Annotated in this window: 21 protein-coding genes and 2 tRNA genes; 10 read left to right on the top strand and 13 right to left on the bottom strand. The window is 43.9% G+C overall.

What is annotated here, in order from left to right; translation table 11 throughout:
* Positions 1-161 precede the first annotated feature (161 nt).
* Positions 162-551 carry a hypothetical protein gene (locus F891_RS00935; protein ID WP_004647296.1) on the top strand — a complete coding sequence of 130 codons (390 nt, stop codon included), beginning with the start codon at positions 162-164 and terminating at the stop codon, positions 549-551.
* 95 nt (positions 552-646) lie between these two features.
* Here F891_RS00935 and tehB read toward each other — a convergent pair whose 3' ends face one another.
* From tehB to F891_RS00900, 7 genes are all read right to left on the bottom strand, one after another.
* Positions 647-1,510, bottom strand: a complete 864-nt coding sequence (gene tehB, locus F891_RS00930) for an SAM-dependent methyltransferase TehB (protein WP_004647295.1) — start codon at positions 1,508-1,510, stop codon at positions 647-649.
* A gap of 215 nt (positions 1,511-1,725) precedes the next feature.
* A complete protein-coding gene (locus tag F891_RS00925; RefSeq protein ID WP_004647294.1) occupies positions 1,726-1,998 on the bottom strand; it encodes a hypothetical protein in 273 nt (90 codons plus the stop codon).
* A gap of 109 nt (positions 1,999-2,107) precedes the next feature.
* The gene (locus F891_RS00920; RefSeq protein WP_004647293.1) at positions 2,108-2,857 is read right to left on the bottom strand and encodes a hypothetical protein; all 750 of its coding nucleotides are present in this window, start codon (positions 2,855-2,857) and stop codon (positions 2,108-2,110) included.
* Positions 2,858-3,083: 226 nt separating this feature from the next.
* Positions 3,084-3,581, bottom strand: coding sequence for a hypothetical protein (locus F891_RS00915; protein WP_004647292.1), 498 nt, complete (start codon positions 3,579-3,581; stop codon positions 3,084-3,086).
* A gap of 221 nt (positions 3,582-3,802) precedes the next feature.
* A tRNA-Phe gene (locus F891_RS00910) sits at positions 3,803-3,878 on the bottom strand.
* 137 nt (positions 3,879-4,015) lie between these two features.
* A tRNA-Phe gene (locus tag F891_RS00905) sits at positions 4,016-4,091 on the bottom strand.
* Between the two features lie 203 nt (positions 4,092-4,294).
* On the bottom strand, positions 4,295-4,672 hold the full coding sequence (locus F891_RS00900) for a GNAT family N-acetyltransferase (RefSeq protein ID WP_004278652.1): 378 nt from the start codon (positions 4,670-4,672) through the stop codon (positions 4,295-4,297).
* A gap of 96 nt (positions 4,673-4,768) precedes the next feature.
* Between F891_RS00900 and hisB the strand changes: the two genes are divergently transcribed.
* From hisB to F891_RS00870, 6 genes are all read left to right on the top strand, one after another.
* Complete coding sequence (gene hisB / locus F891_RS00895; protein WP_004647291.1) at positions 4,769-5,362, top strand: imidazoleglycerol-phosphate dehydratase HisB; 594 nt, start codon at positions 4,769-4,771, stop codon at positions 5,360-5,362.
* A complete protein-coding gene (gene hisH, locus F891_RS00890; RefSeq protein ID WP_004647290.1) occupies positions 5,362-5,979 on the top strand; it encodes an imidazole glycerol phosphate synthase subunit HisH in 618 nt (205 codons plus the stop codon). Before hisB ends, hisH begins: the two co-directional genes overlap by 1 nt.
* A 131-nt stretch (positions 5,980-6,110) precedes the next feature.
* A complete protein-coding gene (locus F891_RS00885) occupies positions 6,111-6,629 on the top strand; it encodes a DUF805 domain-containing protein (protein ID WP_004647289.1) in 519 nt (172 codons plus the stop codon).
* A gap of 103 nt (positions 6,630-6,732) precedes the next feature.
* On the top strand, positions 6,733-7,392 hold the full coding sequence (locus F891_RS00880; RefSeq protein ID WP_004647288.1) for a 3'-5' exonuclease: 660 nt from the start codon (positions 6,733-6,735) through the stop codon (positions 7,390-7,392).
* A 327-nt stretch (positions 7,393-7,719) separates the two neighbouring features.
* Positions 7,720-8,454, top strand: coding sequence for a 1-(5-phosphoribosyl)-5-[(5-phosphoribosylamino)methylideneamino]imidazole-4-carboxamide isomerase (gene hisA, locus F891_RS00875; RefSeq protein ID WP_004278658.1), 735 nt, complete (start codon positions 7,720-7,722; stop codon positions 8,452-8,454).
* A 66-nt stretch (positions 8,455-8,520) separates the two neighbouring features.
* Positions 8,521-9,450, top strand: coding sequence for a DMT family transporter (locus F891_RS00870; RefSeq protein WP_005261598.1), 930 nt, complete (start codon positions 8,521-8,523; stop codon positions 9,448-9,450).
* Positions 9,451-9,508: 58 nt separating this feature from the next.
* On the opposite strand, the gene F891_RS00865 is transcribed toward F891_RS00870, so the two are convergent.
* From F891_RS00865 to F891_RS00855, 3 genes are read right to left on the bottom strand one after another with little or no spacing between them, the layout of a single operon-like run.
* On the bottom strand, positions 9,509-9,904 hold the full coding sequence (locus F891_RS00865; protein WP_004278660.1) for a DUF4870 family protein: 396 nt from the start codon (positions 9,902-9,904) through the stop codon (positions 9,509-9,511).
* Between the two features lie 21 nt (positions 9,905-9,925).
* Positions 9,926-10,552: a DUF1294 domain-containing protein gene (locus F891_RS00860; protein WP_004278661.1), complete on the bottom strand. Its 627-nt coding sequence runs from the start codon at positions 10,550-10,552 to the stop codon at positions 9,926-9,928.
* 27 nt (positions 10,553-10,579) lie between these two features.
* Positions 10,580-11,527, bottom strand: a complete 948-nt coding sequence (locus F891_RS00855; RefSeq protein WP_004647285.1) for a homoserine kinase — start codon at positions 11,525-11,527, stop codon at positions 10,580-10,582.
* Between the two features lie 113 nt (positions 11,528-11,640).
* Between F891_RS00855 and hisF the strand changes: the two genes are divergently transcribed.
* Together hisF and F891_RS00845 are read left to right on the top strand one after the other, a co-directional pair.
* Positions 11,641-12,399, top strand: a complete 759-nt coding sequence (gene hisF / locus F891_RS00850) for an imidazole glycerol phosphate synthase subunit HisF (RefSeq protein ID WP_004647284.1) — start codon at positions 11,641-11,643, stop codon at positions 12,397-12,399.
* 207 nt (positions 12,400-12,606) lie between these two features.
* Entirely contained in the window at positions 12,607-13,758 is a 1,152-nt protein-coding gene (locus F891_RS00845) for an IS4-like element ISAbe18 family transposase (RefSeq protein WP_005261588.1), read from the top strand.
* Positions 13,759-13,964: 206 nt separating this feature from the next.
* Here the strand turns inward: F891_RS00845 and F891_RS00840 are convergent, their stop codons facing one another.
* Positions 13,965-14,621 (bottom strand): sterol desaturase family protein, encoded by a 657-nt coding sequence (locus tag F891_RS00840; protein ID WP_004278664.1) that lies wholly within the window; start codon positions 14,619-14,621, stop codon positions 13,965-13,967.
* Positions 14,622-14,729: 108 nt separating this feature from the next.
* Between F891_RS00840 and F891_RS00835 the strand changes: the two genes are divergently transcribed.
* Positions 14,730-15,740, top strand: coding sequence for an AraC family transcriptional regulator (locus F891_RS00835; protein WP_004647283.1), 1,011 nt, complete (start codon positions 14,730-14,732; stop codon positions 15,738-15,740).
* A gap of 277 nt (positions 15,741-16,017) precedes the next feature.
* On the opposite strand, the gene F891_RS00830 is transcribed toward F891_RS00835, so the two are convergent.
* Complete coding sequence (locus tag F891_RS00830) at positions 16,018-16,263, bottom strand: hypothetical protein (RefSeq protein WP_004278666.1); 246 nt, start codon at positions 16,261-16,263, stop codon at positions 16,018-16,020.
* Between the two features lie 79 nt (positions 16,264-16,342).
* Entirely contained in the window at positions 16,343-17,425 is a 1,083-nt protein-coding gene (locus F891_RS00825) for a DNA/RNA non-specific endonuclease (protein ID WP_004278667.1), read from the bottom strand.
* Positions 17,426-17,479: the final 54 nt, after the last annotated feature.

Raw genomic sequence — 17,479 nt, 5'->3', positions numbered from 1 at the left:
TTTTTTATTGAATTATGGAATTAGAAGTAAAAAAACAGTGAGTGTTATCCCTTTGTAAAATTAGTGGAAAATTCAACCAATAAAATCCTATTTATGAAGCACTTAAATTTTATAAATGTATGATCAAGCCTCTTTTTTCTTATTTCCTTAAAAGGGTTTATATGAACATGCTTAAAACAATGATCGCGACTGCAATCGTAGCGACTTCTGCATCTGCAATGGCAACTGAAGTTCAAGTTGCGCCAGCAACTGTTGTAACCCAAACAACCCAAACAACCCAAACTGTTGCTAAAGAAACTGCTGCACCTGTACAAGCGAAAGTTGAAGCGACTCAAGCGACTGTTGCTGCAACTCAACAAGCGGCTGAAACTAAAGCTGAAGCAGTAAAAACAGAAGCGACGACTCAAGTAGAAACGGCTCAAGCTACAGCAGAACAACACATTGAAGCTGCGAAAACTGAAGCAGTAGAAACCAAAGACGCTGCTGCTGAAAAAGCAGAAGTAAAAGCTGAGAAAAAAGGCTGGTTCTCTTGGTTTAAAAAAGCAGCTTAAAATTTTTTAAGCATAAAAAAAAGATGTCATTCTGACATCTTTTTTTGTTTTGGATGATTTAATTTATTTTCAGAAATTAAAAGACTTAATCTTATTTAAACCTTTTGCGCCAACATGGTGGCAAAGTGCTGTTTAATCCGCTGGCCCTGCTCATCGACACGATACAGCTCACCGATATCTTCATTGTATTTCACGATATTCCAGCCCTCATAATACCCTCGCAACTCCCCCGGCTGAAAAGCAAATGGAAAATCGGCTTGTGCCGGAATATCTGGCGTATCCATGGCACAGACAATCAGGTTATAGCCACCCGGCACGGTCGCCTGCTGCATCTGTGCAATGAGCGGTGGAATGGTTTTCGCCTCAAGGAACATCATCACTACAGTACAGTAGATAAAGTCATATTGGCCTGCAATGCTGGTATCCGTGTTAAGGTCGCGGCGCTGTACCTGCATATGATCAATCTGCTCGGTCTGCACAATCTGTCTTAAAGTCTGCAAACTGTTTTCGTTAACATCCCAGGCATCGACATTAAAGCCGTTCTGACTCAAATAAAGCGCATTACGGCCTGTACCACAGCCGACGTCCAGCGCACAGCCACCTTTTAAATAGGGCATCGCTGCCAGCACTTCAGAATGGGTAGGATTTAACTGATATTTCTTGATGAAGTAATCCTCAGGCCGGCAGTAAAAACGTAGCTGACATTCAACATCTTCACTGGCAGAAACAATTTTGTGCCAGGCCTCAGGCTCAATAAATGGCGGCTGCTGCTCTGGTGTAAACACATGCTCGGATTGCACTGCGCCAGATTCTTCCAGCATGGCAAAATGCAGCTCACCTTTTAATACTGTCAGTTTCGCCCAGGTGCCGGCTTTGGTATTGTGCTGATTCTTAAAGCCCTGAGGAATACTCTGCTGGTTCCAGACTGGAAGTTCCTTATAACATATCAACTGTTGCATAATTTTTGCCCTCCATATCATCCATGCTCCGCCTGTTATTCTTTTGGCAGCGGTAATTAATTCAGCATAGCCTGTTCAAATCGGAATTGGAATCAGCACCTGTTCGCGCTGTGCCGATGCAACAGCAAGATCAATACCAGTTTTCTATCAAAATAAAAAAGCTGCCTCTCTTGAGACAGCTCGGTTATCTATCAACGAGGAATATGACGATTCGATTAATGCAGCAGTTCCGACTTTAGCCAGTTGATATATTTATCCTGATCCATAAAATCCGGTGCGCTCCCCAGATCCAGACTGAAATACTGCTGATTGAACTGAATCACAATCTGTTCGGTATAGTGCCAGTCCTCGATCAGCGTGAAATATTGATTCAAGAACAACCGGTTCTTGTCCCCGTTATTCATCCTTTGTAATTTTGGACATGTTTTATTTGCGACAAACTCACCGTACACCTGCTGAATATCAGCAAAAACCTGAATTGTTTGCATGACTCACCTGCTTAAATGTTATGTCGTGATCTGTGCGACCCTTTCAATTTAGCAAGTGAGTTTGAACAGCAGATGACAGTCCTATGGCAATCCTGTCATCTAAATCAGGCTACAACTTGTTTTCAACCGCTTTCTGGTTAGCGCTCGCAACTCGTTCCATCTGCTTATTGAGGAACAGCATTTCTTTATACAGCGCATTAAACTCTTGCACGGCTTTATCATCATAGAACATAAAGGTGTTATTTTTCTTTTGCCATTTATGCTTTTTCAGTACTGCAAATAAGGCATCAGCCTTGGCCAGAGTCTGTTTTTCAATTTCAAAAATGACATGTGCATTACTATTTTGCTGACTGTCTTTCAGGGTCAGGCTTAGTTGCTGGCGATAACGGTTTTTAATATCCAGTTGCTGCGCCTTGTCGATCAGCTCGGCATCACGCTGCTGGATTTTCTGCTGATAGCTATTCACAATTTGATGCACTTGCTTGAGCATCGCTTCAGTTTCTTTATAGCCTTGTGCCTGATCCTTGGCCAAGCGGTCGATATTCAGAAAATTCTGCCAGTTGGCGGCTTTTAAGTCGCGTAGATACTGATTTCGTTCCTCGGCACTGTCGCGCAATTGCCCCAACATAAATTCAGCCATGATGGCATAGTCACCATCCAGACGGTCATCCTCAAGTTCAATCTGAATTGGTTTAGACCAGTCCTGTGCCTGCTGCGCAATACTCTCGGTTTTTTCTTCAAGCACAGTTTCATATTCGAGCAGCTCGGCCTGATGTTTTTGCTGGACCGAATTCTGATAAAACAGCCCAATAAAAATTGCCAGTGTCACAGCGGCTACAATCATAAAAACACGCGACATGTATACGCTCCAGCTCTGTCAGTCAGATCTTGTTGATTTACATCCACTATGCTTATTTTTTAAACACAATTCAAGGCATTTGATTTTTCCAATAATACGTCTAGCTTAGACAGAAATTGCTCCTCTCACAAAGCTACCCTTTCCCAGAACACTATTTTGTCGATCTCATTGCATGTTAGCTTTGACAAGCTCGTTAAACAAAGTTATCTAGATCGACAGGCGCACATTATGGGGAATTAAACGGCAGGCTCAGATTCAGCCGGTTCGGATCGAATTGTTCCCGAACAATATTCACATTGGTGGCATCGTGGTTAATTCCAAAAGGTTGCAGCAATACATACACCCCATTTCTTGGGTCTGAAGACTGCAAGCCCTGTGCGATGGCCAATACATATTCACGGAACACCACAGGCAGACTATCCAGATCAGGGTCGGCAGGTGCACGCATCACATCAATATTCGCCACTACGTCACCATCCACGCTATAGGCCTGAATTTCACGTTCAATTTTCATCAGGCGCATTTGCAGGGCCTTACGCTGGCTGTTCTGCTCCTGATAAGGCAACATTTTTTCAGTCACGGCGCGCAGTTCCGGTTCCGCCATGACGGTCAGGGTCGGCAAGACGACGGAATCAGCAGCAGGCGCAGCATGGCTTAATATCGGTAGGCTAAAAGCAGTACAGGCCGTAAGAAAGCCGAGTTTAATTGGTGTTAGGAGATTCATCATTTTTACCCTCGTTTGGAAAAGGGAAAGCGTCAAAGCTAAATCTTACAAATAATGCCAGTGCCTATTGTTAAGTTTGATAAACGGTCAATGATGCATAAAAAGGCAGGAAACCTAGAAAAAGAACAAGTTGAAACAACTGAAAAATAGAAAAGAGTGCTGATCTGGCTTTGGTGTAGGCAAAAAAAATCCCCAAACCAAGTTTGAGGATTTTTTGAATATGGTGGCGAGACCCAGGATCGAACTGGGGACACACGGATTTTCAATCCGTTGCTCTACCTACTGAGCTATCACGCCGATGCGGTGTATTAAGCCGTATCTGGCCTCATTAGTCAATCAAAATTATGAAAAAAATATTTGAGTGACTGATTTTTGGCCTAAAAAAAATCCCTGATGGGATCAGGGATTGAAAACTTTGAAATCGTTTTAAAATATGGTGGCGAGACCCAGGATCGAACTGGGGACACACGGATTTTCAATCCGTTGCTCTACCTACTGAGCTATCACGCCGATGTCGCGTATTAAACAGTTTCAGCTGTAAATCGTCAAGAGCAGAGAGAATAATTTTCGTCAAATGTTTACTTTTCCATCAACTCGCGTCAATTTGAGTCATAAATCGAACAGTGTTTACCAAAGACCTCAGCAATAAAACAGATTTAAGCGCTTATTTACATAAAAAAGCAGCCTAACGGCTGCTTGATATTGCTCTATCTTCAGATTTTTTCCAGATTGGCCAGACAACGATGAATGGCCCCACAGCCTGGCACGAAGTTTTTTACACCTTTTTCTTCTTCCATGCGGCAGACTTCGCTGACCAGCCTTTCTGCCACGCCACGACCACGGTTGGCCGGATGTACCACGATATTTTCCAGAATCCGGCTTTCGCCCTGTCCAGTGCACCAGATTGCCCCAATAATTTTGCTATTAAATTCTGCGCTATAAACTGAGGTATACTGTGCAAGGTTTTGCTCTAGTTGTTCCATGGCATCTGCCCCGTCGCTAAATTCCGGGCTCGTGTCATACAGTCGCTCAAGCTGGCTGCGCACTTCGTCATTTTCTAAAGAAGTATAAGCATGTACGGTGATAGGCATTGATAAACCCTCCTGAGCAATCTAATATGCGGTGACTTCGTCACGGCGAAAATATTTTCTACATCAATCATTTTGACGTATTTGAGGAACGTGTCTATGACAGATCGTATCAGTGAAGTGGTAAGAAATACCAACGAAACCAAAATTCGAGTTCGTTTGAATCTCGACGGTACTGGTCAAGGCACCTTAAACACGGGTATTCCCTTTTTAGATCATATGATTGATCAAATCAAGCGTCATGGCCTGTTTGATATTGATATTTATTGTGATGGCGACCTGGAAATTGACGACCATCATACTGTGGAAGACTGCGGTATTACGCTGGGTCAGGCATTTGCACAGGCATTAGGCGATAAAAAAGGCCTGAAACGCTATGGTCATTTCTATGCGCCACTCGATGAGTCTTTAAGCCGTGTCGTGGTGGATCTGTCTGGTCGTCCGGGTCTGTTTATGGATATTCCATTTACCCGTGCCATGATCGGCCGTTTTGATGTGGATTTATTCTCTGAGTTTTTCCAGGGCTTTGTAAACCATTCCTTGATGACGGTGCATATCGACAACCTGAAAGGCAAAAACAGCCATCACCAGATCGAAAGCGTATTTAAAGCATTTGCGCGTGCGCTGCGTATGGCCTGTGAAGTAGATCCACGTGCTGCCAATACGGTAGCTTCAACCAAAGGTACACTGTAATGACCCGTATTGCCCTTCTTGATTATGGCATGGGAAATTTGCACTCTGCGGCAAAAGCATTAGAACATGTCGGTGCCACGGTTGATGTGACCAATGATCCAAAACTGATTGCACAAGCAGACAAGATTGTTTTTCCGGGCGTAGGCGCGATGCGTGACTGTATGCAAGGCATGCACGAAGCCGGGATTGATGAAGTGGTACGCAATGCCGTATTTAACAAACCGGTATTGGCCATTTGTGTCGGCATGCAAGCCTTGATGCAGCATTCTGAAGAGAATGGTGGTACCGATGCACTGGGTATTTTCGAAGGTGCGGTTAAGCATTTCCCAGAAATGGCGGGCTTAAAAGTGCCGCATATGGGCTGGAACCAGGTGCATCAGGTCGAGCCTGATCATCCGATGTGGAACAATATCGAACAGGACGCGCGTTTCTACTTTGTGCACAGTTACTATGTAGAACCACAAGATTCAGAATTGGTGGCAGCTACTTGTACCTATGGAATTGAGTTCTGCACAGCGATTCATAAGGAAAACCTGTTTGCGACCCAGTTCCATCCGGAAAAGAGCCATACCGCCGGTTTACAGTTATTGAAAAACTTTGTGGATTGGAAAATCTGATTTTCCTTTCGCCTAAAAAGCTCGCAAATTGCGGGCTTTTTTGTTGATTATTTTTTACACTTTTCATTTATAAAAAATCCCTTTATCATAGACTTACTTATAAAAAATCTAATGAAAACAAAGGAAAAATAATGAGTAATACAATTCAGGATTCGGGGTGGAATGCATCAGGACGTTTTGGGCGACGTTCGTATATCGCATGGAATATGCTGCTGGGTTTTTGCTTTATGATCATCGGGATCATTGCTGCTTTCATTTTACCTGGAATGAGTCCAGAGACTTTAGATGGTAAAATGTCCATGCCTTTAATGGTGCTGTTGGTTTTGATCTACGGCGTTGCGATTTATTTTAGCGTGATTTTTTTAATTCGTCGTTTACATGACCGTAATCATAATGGCTGGCTTTCTTTACTGATTTTTGTGCCGGTCGTAAACCTTGTCTTTACACTTTACCTGTTATTGGCACCCAGTCACAACGAAAGTAATGAATATGGCCCTCCACGCACGACACGTGGCTGGGAAACGCTTTTGGTGGTGCTGTATCTGGTACTCGCGGTTATTTTGGCCGCCTTTGCTGTCCCTGCTTATCAGAATTATGTTGAACGTGCTCAACAGGCGCAGATCGAACAGAGTAGCTATCACACTGATTAAACCTATTTAAATTCTGCATAAAGCCCATTCTTCATGGGCTTTATTTTTGCCTAGAACAGGAAAAGTGATTAAGCTGAACGCATTCATTTCATGATTGAAGCTTATGCAACAGCTGCTGGATACTTTACCAAGCAAGGAACAAATTCAGACCTTTCCTGTATTTAAAAATCTTCCGATGCAACAGATTCAGGTGATTAATCGTCTGGAACAGTGTCATGCCCTTGCACAGGAGCTAAAAAGCCATGCAGTCCTGGGTTTCGATTCTGAATCCAAACCGACCTTTAAAGTTGGTGAGGTTTCTACCGGGCCACATCTGATTCAGCTGGCCACTTTAGATAAAGCCTATTTATTTCAAATGAATGATTCGATCTGGGATTTTCTTAAACCGATCTTTGCCAGTCGCGAGCAGATCAAGGCCGGTTTTGGCCTGAAAAATGATGCGCACCTGTTCCGTAAAAAAGGCATTGAACTGAATAGTGTGATTGAACTGTCCAAATGTTTTAAAGCTTTTGGTTTAAACAATCCGATCGGATTAAAAAATGCCATGGCTTTGCTATTTCAAGTAAATTTTCCTAAATCCAAACGGATTAGTACCTCGAACTGGGCCAGCAAGAAGCTCAGCCCGGCACAAATTGATTATGCAGCAGCAGATGCCTATGCGCCCGTGCTGGTATTTGAAGAATTGTTGCGGCGGGGTCTCTTACCCAAAGAGATTCCCAATACTTCACTGAAATTAAGAATCCGTCCTTCATCGACGGCTTAAGTGCTTGCATGGCCTGCTGGTACTGGCAACTTGATGTACGCATGAAAGCTGTGATGAACGCGTTCGATGAGAGAGCTGTGACTTTAACAGGTCTTACAGCTTCGGTTATCGACCAGCTCAGTACACGATCCGTTATGGAAAATCTGATCTCCATTCAAGAGACGGATCATTAAAATCATTAAAACGAGCAAAATAAATTACCTCACTGCTACCTATCTATGGACAGGTTTTCTTTATTCATACCGTTTAAGAGTTAGAAATTTCGACTTTATTTGCTAAGATGAATACACTCAAATTCATTCTAAAGATTAAGCAAGGAGCGAAAGCATGCTGATCATCCCTGCAATTGACCTGAAAGATGGCAAATGTGTCCGTTTAAAGCAAGGTCGTATGGAAGACGATACCGTATTTTCAGACGATCCGGTCGCAACAGCACAGCATTGGGTAAATGAAGGCGCTCGCCGCTTACATTTAGTAGATTTAAACGGTGCTTTCGCAGGTACACCAATCCATAAGCCAGTGGTTGAAGCCATTGTCCGATCTCAACCTGATTTGCCGATCCAGATTGGTGGTGGTATCCGTTCTCTGGAAACCATTGAGCATTATCTGCAAGCCGGTGTTTCTTTTGTGATCATTGGCACCAAAGCAGTTCAGGATCCTGAATTTGTTGAAGAAGCATGTCGAAAATTTGCTGGTCATATTATTGTTGGGATTGATGCCATGAATGGCATGGTAGCAACAGATGGCTGGGCCAATGTGACTGATGTCAAGGCTACTGACCTGGCGAAACGTTTTGCCGATGCTGGCGTGTCAAGCATTGTCTACACGGATATCGCGCGTGATGGCATGATGCAGGGTGTGAATATTGAGCAAACCGTGAATCTGGCGCAATACTCAGGTTTGCCTGTGATTGCTTCAGGCGGCGTGACCAATCTGGATGACGTGCGTAACCTGAAAGACCAACCGGGTATTTTAGGTGCAATTACCGGCCGTGCGATTTACGAAGGTACATTAAGCTTGCGTGAAGCACAGTTGTTGCTAGATGAGCAACAGGCGCTATAATTAAGTCTGCTGTAAAAGAGGTCTTCGGACCTCTTTTTTATTTTTTTAATTTTCTGATCTCCTGGCATGTCTACACTTATTTCCAAAAGTCACTCCGGCTGGATGGTAAAAGCACCGCAACTCGCCCTGATCCTGATCACCATTATCTGGGGCGGCAGTTTTATTACTGTGCAATACGGGCTAAATTTTAGCAGTCCGATTATGTTTGTCGGCCTGCGCTTTGCTGCGGCAGCGCTTGCTGTCACCCTGATTTCACTGAAGTCGCTAAAAGGCATGAACCTGAAAGAAGTGTTCGCTGGCGCGGTGATTGGCATCATGATCGCCATTGGCTACGGCACTCAAACTGTGGGCTTGCAGACCATCAGCAGCAGCGAATCGGCTTTTTTAACCGCCTTGTATGTTCCACTGGTTCCAGTCCTGCTCTGGTTAATGTTCCGTAAAAAACCGCATGTCATGACCTGGATCGGAGCACTGTTTGCCTTTATCGGTCTGGTGTTTTTGACAGGAAATGGCTTTGCTGCGATTCAGCTCAGTTTCGGGCAAACCCTGACTTTGCTCGGTTCGATTGCGATTGCACTGGAGATTATTTTTATCAGCCATTTTGCCGAGCAGGTGAATGTACGCCGGGTCACCGTGCTGCAACTGATTTTTGCGTCCCTGTTCTGCTTTATGATCGCACCTGTTTTAGGTGAATCTCAGCTACCTGAATTCCACTGGCATCTGGCAGGAATTTTAGTCGGTTTGGGCATTGCCAGTGCCTTGATTCAACTGGTGATGAACTGGGCGCAGCGCATGGTCGACCCATCACAGGCAGCGATTATCTATGCCGGCGAACCGGTATGGGCAGCCCTGTTTGGCCGTCTGGCCGGAGAACGTTTACCGTCACTGGCTTTATTAGGCGGATTGCTGGTGGTACTGGGCGTGATTGCCAGTGAATGGAAACCGAAGTTTTTAAGAAAACAACCAACAGAAGAATTAAAGCAAGATCTTTCTTAATTCCGCTAAATCCCCCTGAAAAAGAGGGATTTTTTTCTCTAGGGAAATACGGCTAAAATTATTTGCTATACATCGGTCTATTGTCATTTAAGCGCATGATGCCGCGAATCGCCCGATACACAATCCAGATCCAGGCCAAAACCACCACCACTAAACAGAACGCGGATGCACCAAATGCGACCCCTGCAAACAGGTTAGGATCTTCACCGGTAAAGAACAAAAAGAAAAATGGAATAAAGGCGACGATATTCCAGAACAGATACCACCAGAAACTGCGGATCTGCCAGGTAAAATGGCTTTCAAAGATGGAACCGCGCACATCGTGCCGTTTCACATAGTTAATGATCAACGCCACAAGAGCCAGCAGGCCAGCACTAAAAATGGCCACAATATATAAAATGTACAGTGCAAAAGTCAGTGTGCGGTTTGAATCTTTATCAATGGAATAGTTCACGTCCCCTCCTAGTACTTCCCCCTAGATATTTAAACTATTCAATGGGGAAATTAGCCATATAATCAAAATGATGTTAAAGACTATGGTACAAAAATATATCTGCCGGAAAGGTTGTTTTTGTGTTTTATGCCGTAATTTCTGCTGTGCCAGCCATGCTGCTGGCCAGCCGCCCAAGAAAGCCACCAGATGCAGAGTATTTTCCGGAATACGACGGTTGCCCAACTGGGCTGCTTCTTTGTCTTGGGCATAAAGCCAGTAGCTGAGCGCATTCATCAGGCTGACCAGCAACAACACCAGTCCACTCAGTAAACCACCCAAGGTCAAAGCCACCAGTAAAAGAATATAGGCCACACAGGCAATCTGCATCGGCTGTAATTTCTGTGTCTGCTGTGGCTTGGAGGGTTTGAATTTTGCTTGCAGACTTTTGGCTTGTACTGCTTTCAGGTACATCACCTGCTGCGCACGATAACGGCCGCGTTCATCCAGAATGACCAGATAATCCAGCGCACAGCCCACGATTGGACGTGGCCCAGGCTTGGCAAAGTCCTTGATATGCAGAAATACGCGATCTTTGGCCGGATCACTGGGCTGGATAAAACCATAGCCTTGGTCATCAAACCATTCCACTAAGCGTCCCTGATCGCGCATATTCCCTATCCCTGTTGATTTGATTGTTTAAGCGGTGACGAATTTTAAGCGTTCAATCAGCATATTACGCATTTCATCCGGATTTTTTTGCAAAATATCTTCGCCGGTACGGCCTAATGCTGCATTACGCTGAGCCACCTGCAGACGCATCATCCAGAACCGTCCTGCTGCCATAGCCAGATACAATTCCAGACAAGCGCGTTCATCACTGGTTAAAGAACGAATCGTTTCATAGGCATTTAAAAAGGCAATCGCTTTTTCTTCGTTTAAGATTACGTCAGGATATTCGGTACAGAAGTCATTTAACGTAATGGCGATATCAAACAACCACTCATCTTTATTCAGCTCATAAAAATCCAGAATGCCATTCAGCTGATCGCCATCAAATAAGGTATTATCCCGGAACAGATCCGAATGAATGAAACCACGTGGACGATCCGGATATACCGCCGTCAACGCCTCATATAAACCTAATAATTTACCGAGCAAGACTTTATCTGCCGGACTTAAACTTGGTTTAATCTCTTGAGAAACGGCCAGCCAATAGGCATGATCACGCACAAAATTACGTTCTAATTTAAAGTCTTTGAGTGCCACATGCATTTTCGCCTGAGCCACTGCAATCGCTTCAACCTGCGCGACGGTAGATGGCATCGGATGTTCACCCATCAGGCGTGGTGCAATCTGTGCCGGTTTATCTTTAATACTGTGAATGGCTTTGCCTGAATGGGATAAAGGCACTGGAACGGCCAACCCGGCGTGACCCAGATGTTCTAAAACAGGAACCAGCTCACCTGCTGCCTGTTCATCCATATCTTCAAATACGGTCAGCACATATTGCTGGTCTTCGCAGACTAAAAAGTAGTTGGTATTTTGAATACCGCCTTGAATGGGAATCAGATCAATCACCTTTAAACCATAAGGCGCCGCAAAATCCTGAACTTCCTTTAAAGTCAAAGTGGTATAAACCGACATAGAAAACCTGCGAAAAAACTTACATAATTTTGCTAGAATACCGTTTCCATCTGCCAAGGTGTAGCGCTTGCGTGGGTGAGTTTCATAATCGGCTGTAATAATTGGAAAAATTTATGCTAGCTAAACGTATTATTCCTTGTCTGGACGTGGATAACGGCCGCGTGGTCAAGGGTGTCCAGTTCCTTGATATTCGTGATGCGGGTGACCCGGTCGAAGTGGCGCGCCGTTATAATGAACAAGGTGCCGATGAAATTACTTTCCTTGATATTACCGCTACACATCATGGACGCGATACCACTTATCGTACAGTAGAACGCATGGCCGAATCGGTTTTTGTACCCCTGACTGTCGGTGGCGGTGTACGTAAAGTCGAAGATATCCGTCTATTACTCAATGCCGGTGCAGACAAAGTCAGCATCAACTCGGCTGCGATTTATAATCCCGAGTTTGTGCAGGAAGCGTCTCAACGCTTTGGCGCACAGTGTATCGTTGTTGCAATTGATGCCAAAAAAACTGGCGACCACAAATGGGAAATTTTCACCCACGGTGGCCGTAAAGAAACCGGGATTGATGCGATTGAATGGGCTGTGAAAATGGCTGACTTCGGCGCAGGTGAATTACTGATTACTTCGATGGATGCCGATGGCACCAAAGCCGGTTACGACATTGCCCTGATGCGTGCCATCAATGACCGCGTCACGGTACCGACGATTGCTTCTGGTGGTGTGGGTAATTTACAGCATTTGGCGGACGGCATTATCCATGGTGGTGCTGATGCAGTACTGGCAGCTTCAATTTTCCATTTTGGCCAGCACACCATTCCGGAAGCGAAAGCCTATATGGCAGCCCAAGGCATTGAAATGCGCCTCTAAGCCGTTTTAGATGATGATTTAATTAAAGAGTGTTTTTATAAACACTCTTTTTTTATGCCTTAAATAAAATAACACAGCAAATACGGGACAAAAAAAAGGAGTCTTTCGACCACTGCTGTCCCATAGTTTGCTTTAAATAAAAAAACCTGAGTCCTAACAGTTAAAATATGAGTGCAAACAAACACTTTAACGACTAGGATTCAGGTTTTGTCACATCAGAATACCGTATTTCATGAGCTAATTAAACCTGTTGTGCGACAGGATTTTGAACAACTTGCTAAAGTACACCATGTTGGACAGAAATTTAGAGCGGCTTCCCGGTGGGATCAGTTTATTGCCATATTGATGTCTCAATTCTCTTGTAGGCAAAGTCTGAGAGATATTCAATCCAATTTGGAGTGCCAACAGGAAAAGCTAAGTCATCTCGGAGCAAAGTCTATTCCCCGAAGCACGCTGGCACGAATCAATGAGCAGCAGCCTGCTGCCTTGTATCAACAGCTATTTTACAAGTTGCTTAAATACTATGAACACTCAAAAGTAGCTCATAAATTTCGCTTTAAGAATCCCTTGTATTCCTTGGATGCCAGTCATATTGACCTGTCGCTTTCCTTATGTGAATGGGCCAAAGTTCACAACTCAAAAGCCAGCATGAAACTCAGCATAGGATTGAATCACAGCAATGATATTCCTGAGTTTGTTGCAGTTGAAAATGGCAAAGAAAATGACATGGTACAAGGCCGTAAATTCCAGTTTCCTGCTGGCAGCATTGTAGTTTTTGATAAAGGCTATGTCGATTACCAATGGTATGCAAATCTGACTGCTCAAAACATTGGATTTGTCACACGTTTTAGGCCTAAATCTGTGTATCAGGTGATCCAGCAACATCCAGTGCTTGAATCCAAAGGTATTCTAAAAGATGAAACCATTCAGCTGAATAGCGCACATGCCCTAAAAAGAAAAGCCCCAGTGTTAAGAAGAATTGAATATAGAGATCAGCAAAGTGGCAAGCACTTTAGCTTTCTCAGCAATAACTTTCATTTAGCCGCCTCCACCATTGCGGCGATTTATAAAGATCGTTGGAAAGTTGAGCTGTTCTTTAAGGCGATTAAGCAGAATCTCAAATTAAAAGCGTTTCTAGGCCGCAGCAGGAACGCAATTCAGACACAAATCTGGATTGCGATGATCGCCTATTTATTGGTGAGTTTCGCTCAACATTTAGGAAAAACAGGTTGGACAGTTCAACGCTTACTCAGAATAATTCAAGTGAATTTGTTTGAAAGAAGAACTTTAAAAGCTTTATTTTCACCCGATAAAATACCCATAAAACAAGAGGAAGCTCAAATGAGCTTCCTCTTGTGAAAAATTGTGGGACAGCAATGGTCTTTCGACTCCTTATAAAACCAAGATAAGACTACAGCACTTGGTATTCAAAATAACTCATTACACCCAGAAACATTATCAGTATGAGGCTCTGCTCACCGACAGGAGCAAATATAAGTGAAATTCACAGGACAATATTGACAATACAATCGTATTTTATTGACAAATCACGACAAAGCCCTGCTTTACTCCATAACCTGCGTATTTAACTGCTTCATTACCGTATTTTTTGCAGTATTTTTCCTCATTTTAGAGGAAGCATCGGCCGATTTAACCGGAAAATATTGCTCTGCCCAACGGTTCAGTTTTTTCGAGATCGGTGCGGGCAAGCTCAGACCTAAAGGATTCTGTTCCTGCAAATCTGCCGAGGAAATCACCCGGGTTCCCAGCAGATAGTCAAACCAGGGCTTGGTGACGCACCAGTTGGCATCCTGATTACTATTCATATGATGATCATAATGCCAGGGCAATTTCTTTTTGGCCCATTCCGGTTCCAGATGAGCCCGGCGATGTAAATAATAATAGTTGCCTGTACTATATAAGGCAGCCAGTGACATGCCTTTGGAGAATGGATAAAAACTGAGTCCAAAAACGGTCGCGACCACTGCCAGTGATGCAATTTCATTGCGGGTACGCCAGTTGTCCAGTCCTTCTACATAGCCGAAATCGGAAAATTCCGTTTTTCGCACAATCCGGTGATGCTCCCAGTGTGAGCGCATACTCTCGGGTACCGGACTATAACGGCTTTTTCCCGGACGATGAACACCATGCAATACATATTTATGCGCAAACCATTCAAATCCATTTGCGACGACAAGTCCTGCCAGAAAACCTTTCCACATGATCTTTTACCTCTTGGTCTATTTTTAATATAGGCTAAATAAAAAACTAGATATTGACCAAAATATTCAATATGATTGACAAAATACGACAAAATAAAAGAATTAAAAATGCTGGTTCTAAAAAACTACGTAGGTTCAGTATACGGTGGTTTAGGACATTTACTTTTGGACTATTATCAGTTGAAACAGCTTGAAGTCCCTGAGAAATTATTGGCCATTCAAAATCTGGAACGCTTTGATTTCGCCTTGTGGCGTGATCTGTTAACAACACTTGATCAACAGCTGCAACGACCGGCTTTAGGTCTGGAAATCGCCCAACTGGTTGAAGCTAAACACCTCGGTATTATTGGCTATCTGGCGCTCTCAAGTGAGACCTTGGGTGAAGCCTTTATGCGCTATCATGATTATCATCGTCTGATTTATGATGGCGGCCCACTTCAGCTGCAGTGGGAAGGTGATTATGTGTCGATTGGCTGGGTTGAAGTTCCGTTTCATCTAAATACCCAATTGACCGATGAAATCGCGATTGCGCTAATGACGGAATTCGTAAAAGCCAATGTTAAGAACCCGCACGGTGTTCAGTTATATGAAGTGCATTTCCAGCATGCAATACCTAAAAATATTGCACTCTATGAGCAGTATTTCGGATGTAAAGTCCGCTTTTCTCAAGCCAGAAATCAGGTATTGATGCATGTCAGTGAACTGTCCAGACCACTGAAACAGGGCGACCAGACCTTGCAAAAACTGCTGATGCAACAGGCCAAAGCATTATTAGAAAAATTCCCGTACTCCACTCTGGTAGATCAGCAGCTGCAACAGGCGATTCTAATTGGCCTGCAAAAAAACCTGTTCCAGATCAAACATATTGCCGAGCAGATGAATTTTTCCGTGCGTCAGTTACAACGCCATTTACAAAAACAGGGCAAAACTTATCAGCAATGTATGCAGGAGATTCGCTGCATGCTGGCTATGCAATATCTGAAAGATCCGCACTTGAGTTTGCAGGAAACCGCCATGTTACTCGGTTATTCCGAACAAAGTGCGTTTCAGCGTGCCTTTAAGCAATGGACCCAGCTGACACCGCAGCAGTGGCGCCAACAGAATATGCCAGCTGCTTAAACTACCAGCATGTTCGTTTGATATACGGGCTTCAAGCAGGGTTGACGATTTTAATCCCTGTCCCCTATCACCTGATGATAAATATAAAAATAAGGACTTAAAAAATTGATAAATATCTTGGCGAATTGCTCGGCACATTCTGGCTGGTGTTTGGAGATATTACGGGAGCAGAGAAATTAAGCTTTTCAATAAAAGCCTTCTAAAAAGTCAGGATTTCTAAATACCATTTTTCTGCATGTTTCACATGGAGCATGCAGATCATCGCGCTTAAAAATGCTTATAAAAATGGATTTTCAATTTCATCCAGATCATCACGCTGAATTTTTTCTGGCAAGTCCGGCGTGTTTTCTAGTTGTTGTACCACATCATTCAGAAAAGCCTGCAAGGCTTTGGCCACTTTCAGTCCCTGCTGATCCTTGGTGATTTGCAAGTTGCCATACAGGCTGACGCAGTCTAGATCATTTTCCAAAGTCAGATCATGAATGGCATGGGATTCACTGCCATTTTCAAATGCTTTAAACATATCCTCTTCACCTGTCTTTGTTATTTTTCCATGAACGTCTGATGTCGATGCTACCCGAATCCTGGTTTTTTCAGCAAGCTTATTTCAACAGCTGCAAAATATATTGCAACAAGGCATCAATCAGCTGTTTTACGATGGCATCTTGTGTCGCGTTGTCTATCGCGCCACCAGTCGCTGAGGAGGTCGAGCTGCCTGAACCAGAAGACTTAAACTCGCGTTGTAATGCCTGCAGGTTTTCTTCAGAAACCTCTTCGGCACACTGGCTTTCTGCATCCCAATTAGAGTATTCAATTTTCTGGTTGGCTTTTACGGCATTTCCAGTCAGTGGCAGCTTATAGGTATTGCGTTTCTGTTCTTCGGTAAGCTGCGGGAACAGGTTAATTCCAAGCTGTTCTTCCAGATAGCAGACACTGACAATACGCACTTTCAGTGAATTGTCATTCGGTGCATAGTAAGCACCAATAGCACCGGTTTTCGGCATATAAACCGCCTTATAGACCGCGGTTGGCACAATCACGCCATTGCCAATGGTTTTCAGCTTCTTCCCGGCAAAGACCGGCCCGGTTACCACATAAACATCCTGTTTCTGCTTGGTCACAATGGCACGAGTGGCTTCTTCCAGCTCACGCCAGACTTGCTGATTATTCTTGGGCGCTTGCGGCACCATATTGGCCAATGAAAAACTGTCAGACTGCGCAGCCTTGTTAGGCATATCCGCATTCGGCGCCATATGACCGCGGTCATAACCTGAACCACGATAATCCGCCAATGTGGCACGATGCTTCGCACTGACCCGATCTTCTTCATGAAAATTATCTTCACGGGGAATTTTCTGGCTTAAGCGTGCTGGCGTTAAGGCTTCTGCAACCCAAAGTGGCGTTTTAGATACCCCGGAATAACCGACATTAAAGCCATTAAAACACAGCGAATAGCTGTCTTTTTTCAGGCTGTCTTTCATCAAATATGGCGGTACATCACGATAAAACTGGTTCAGACAGGCAGAATCACTGGAAGAGGATAGTGACACCCACTGACTGATTTTTTCCTGACCAAAAGCGATGGCGAAGCTGCTCGAAGCCACCACGCCCAGAATGACTTTAATACTATTATCATTTAAAAACTGAAAAAAAGAGTTCTTGGGTTTACGCTGCTTCTTGGCCATTCTTACACGTACTTTTTAGATCAATACAGATTTTGACCGAGCTTAACAAGCTGT

The sequence above is a fragment of the Acinetobacter sp. CIP 101966 genome (genome assembly GCF_000369725.1).
Classification (GTDB): domain Bacteria; phylum Pseudomonadota; class Gammaproteobacteria; order Pseudomonadales; family Moraxellaceae; genus Acinetobacter; species Acinetobacter lwoffii_Q.
Note: the sequence above shows the minus strand (reverse complement) of the source record. Positions and strands in the feature narration are given on the sequence as shown.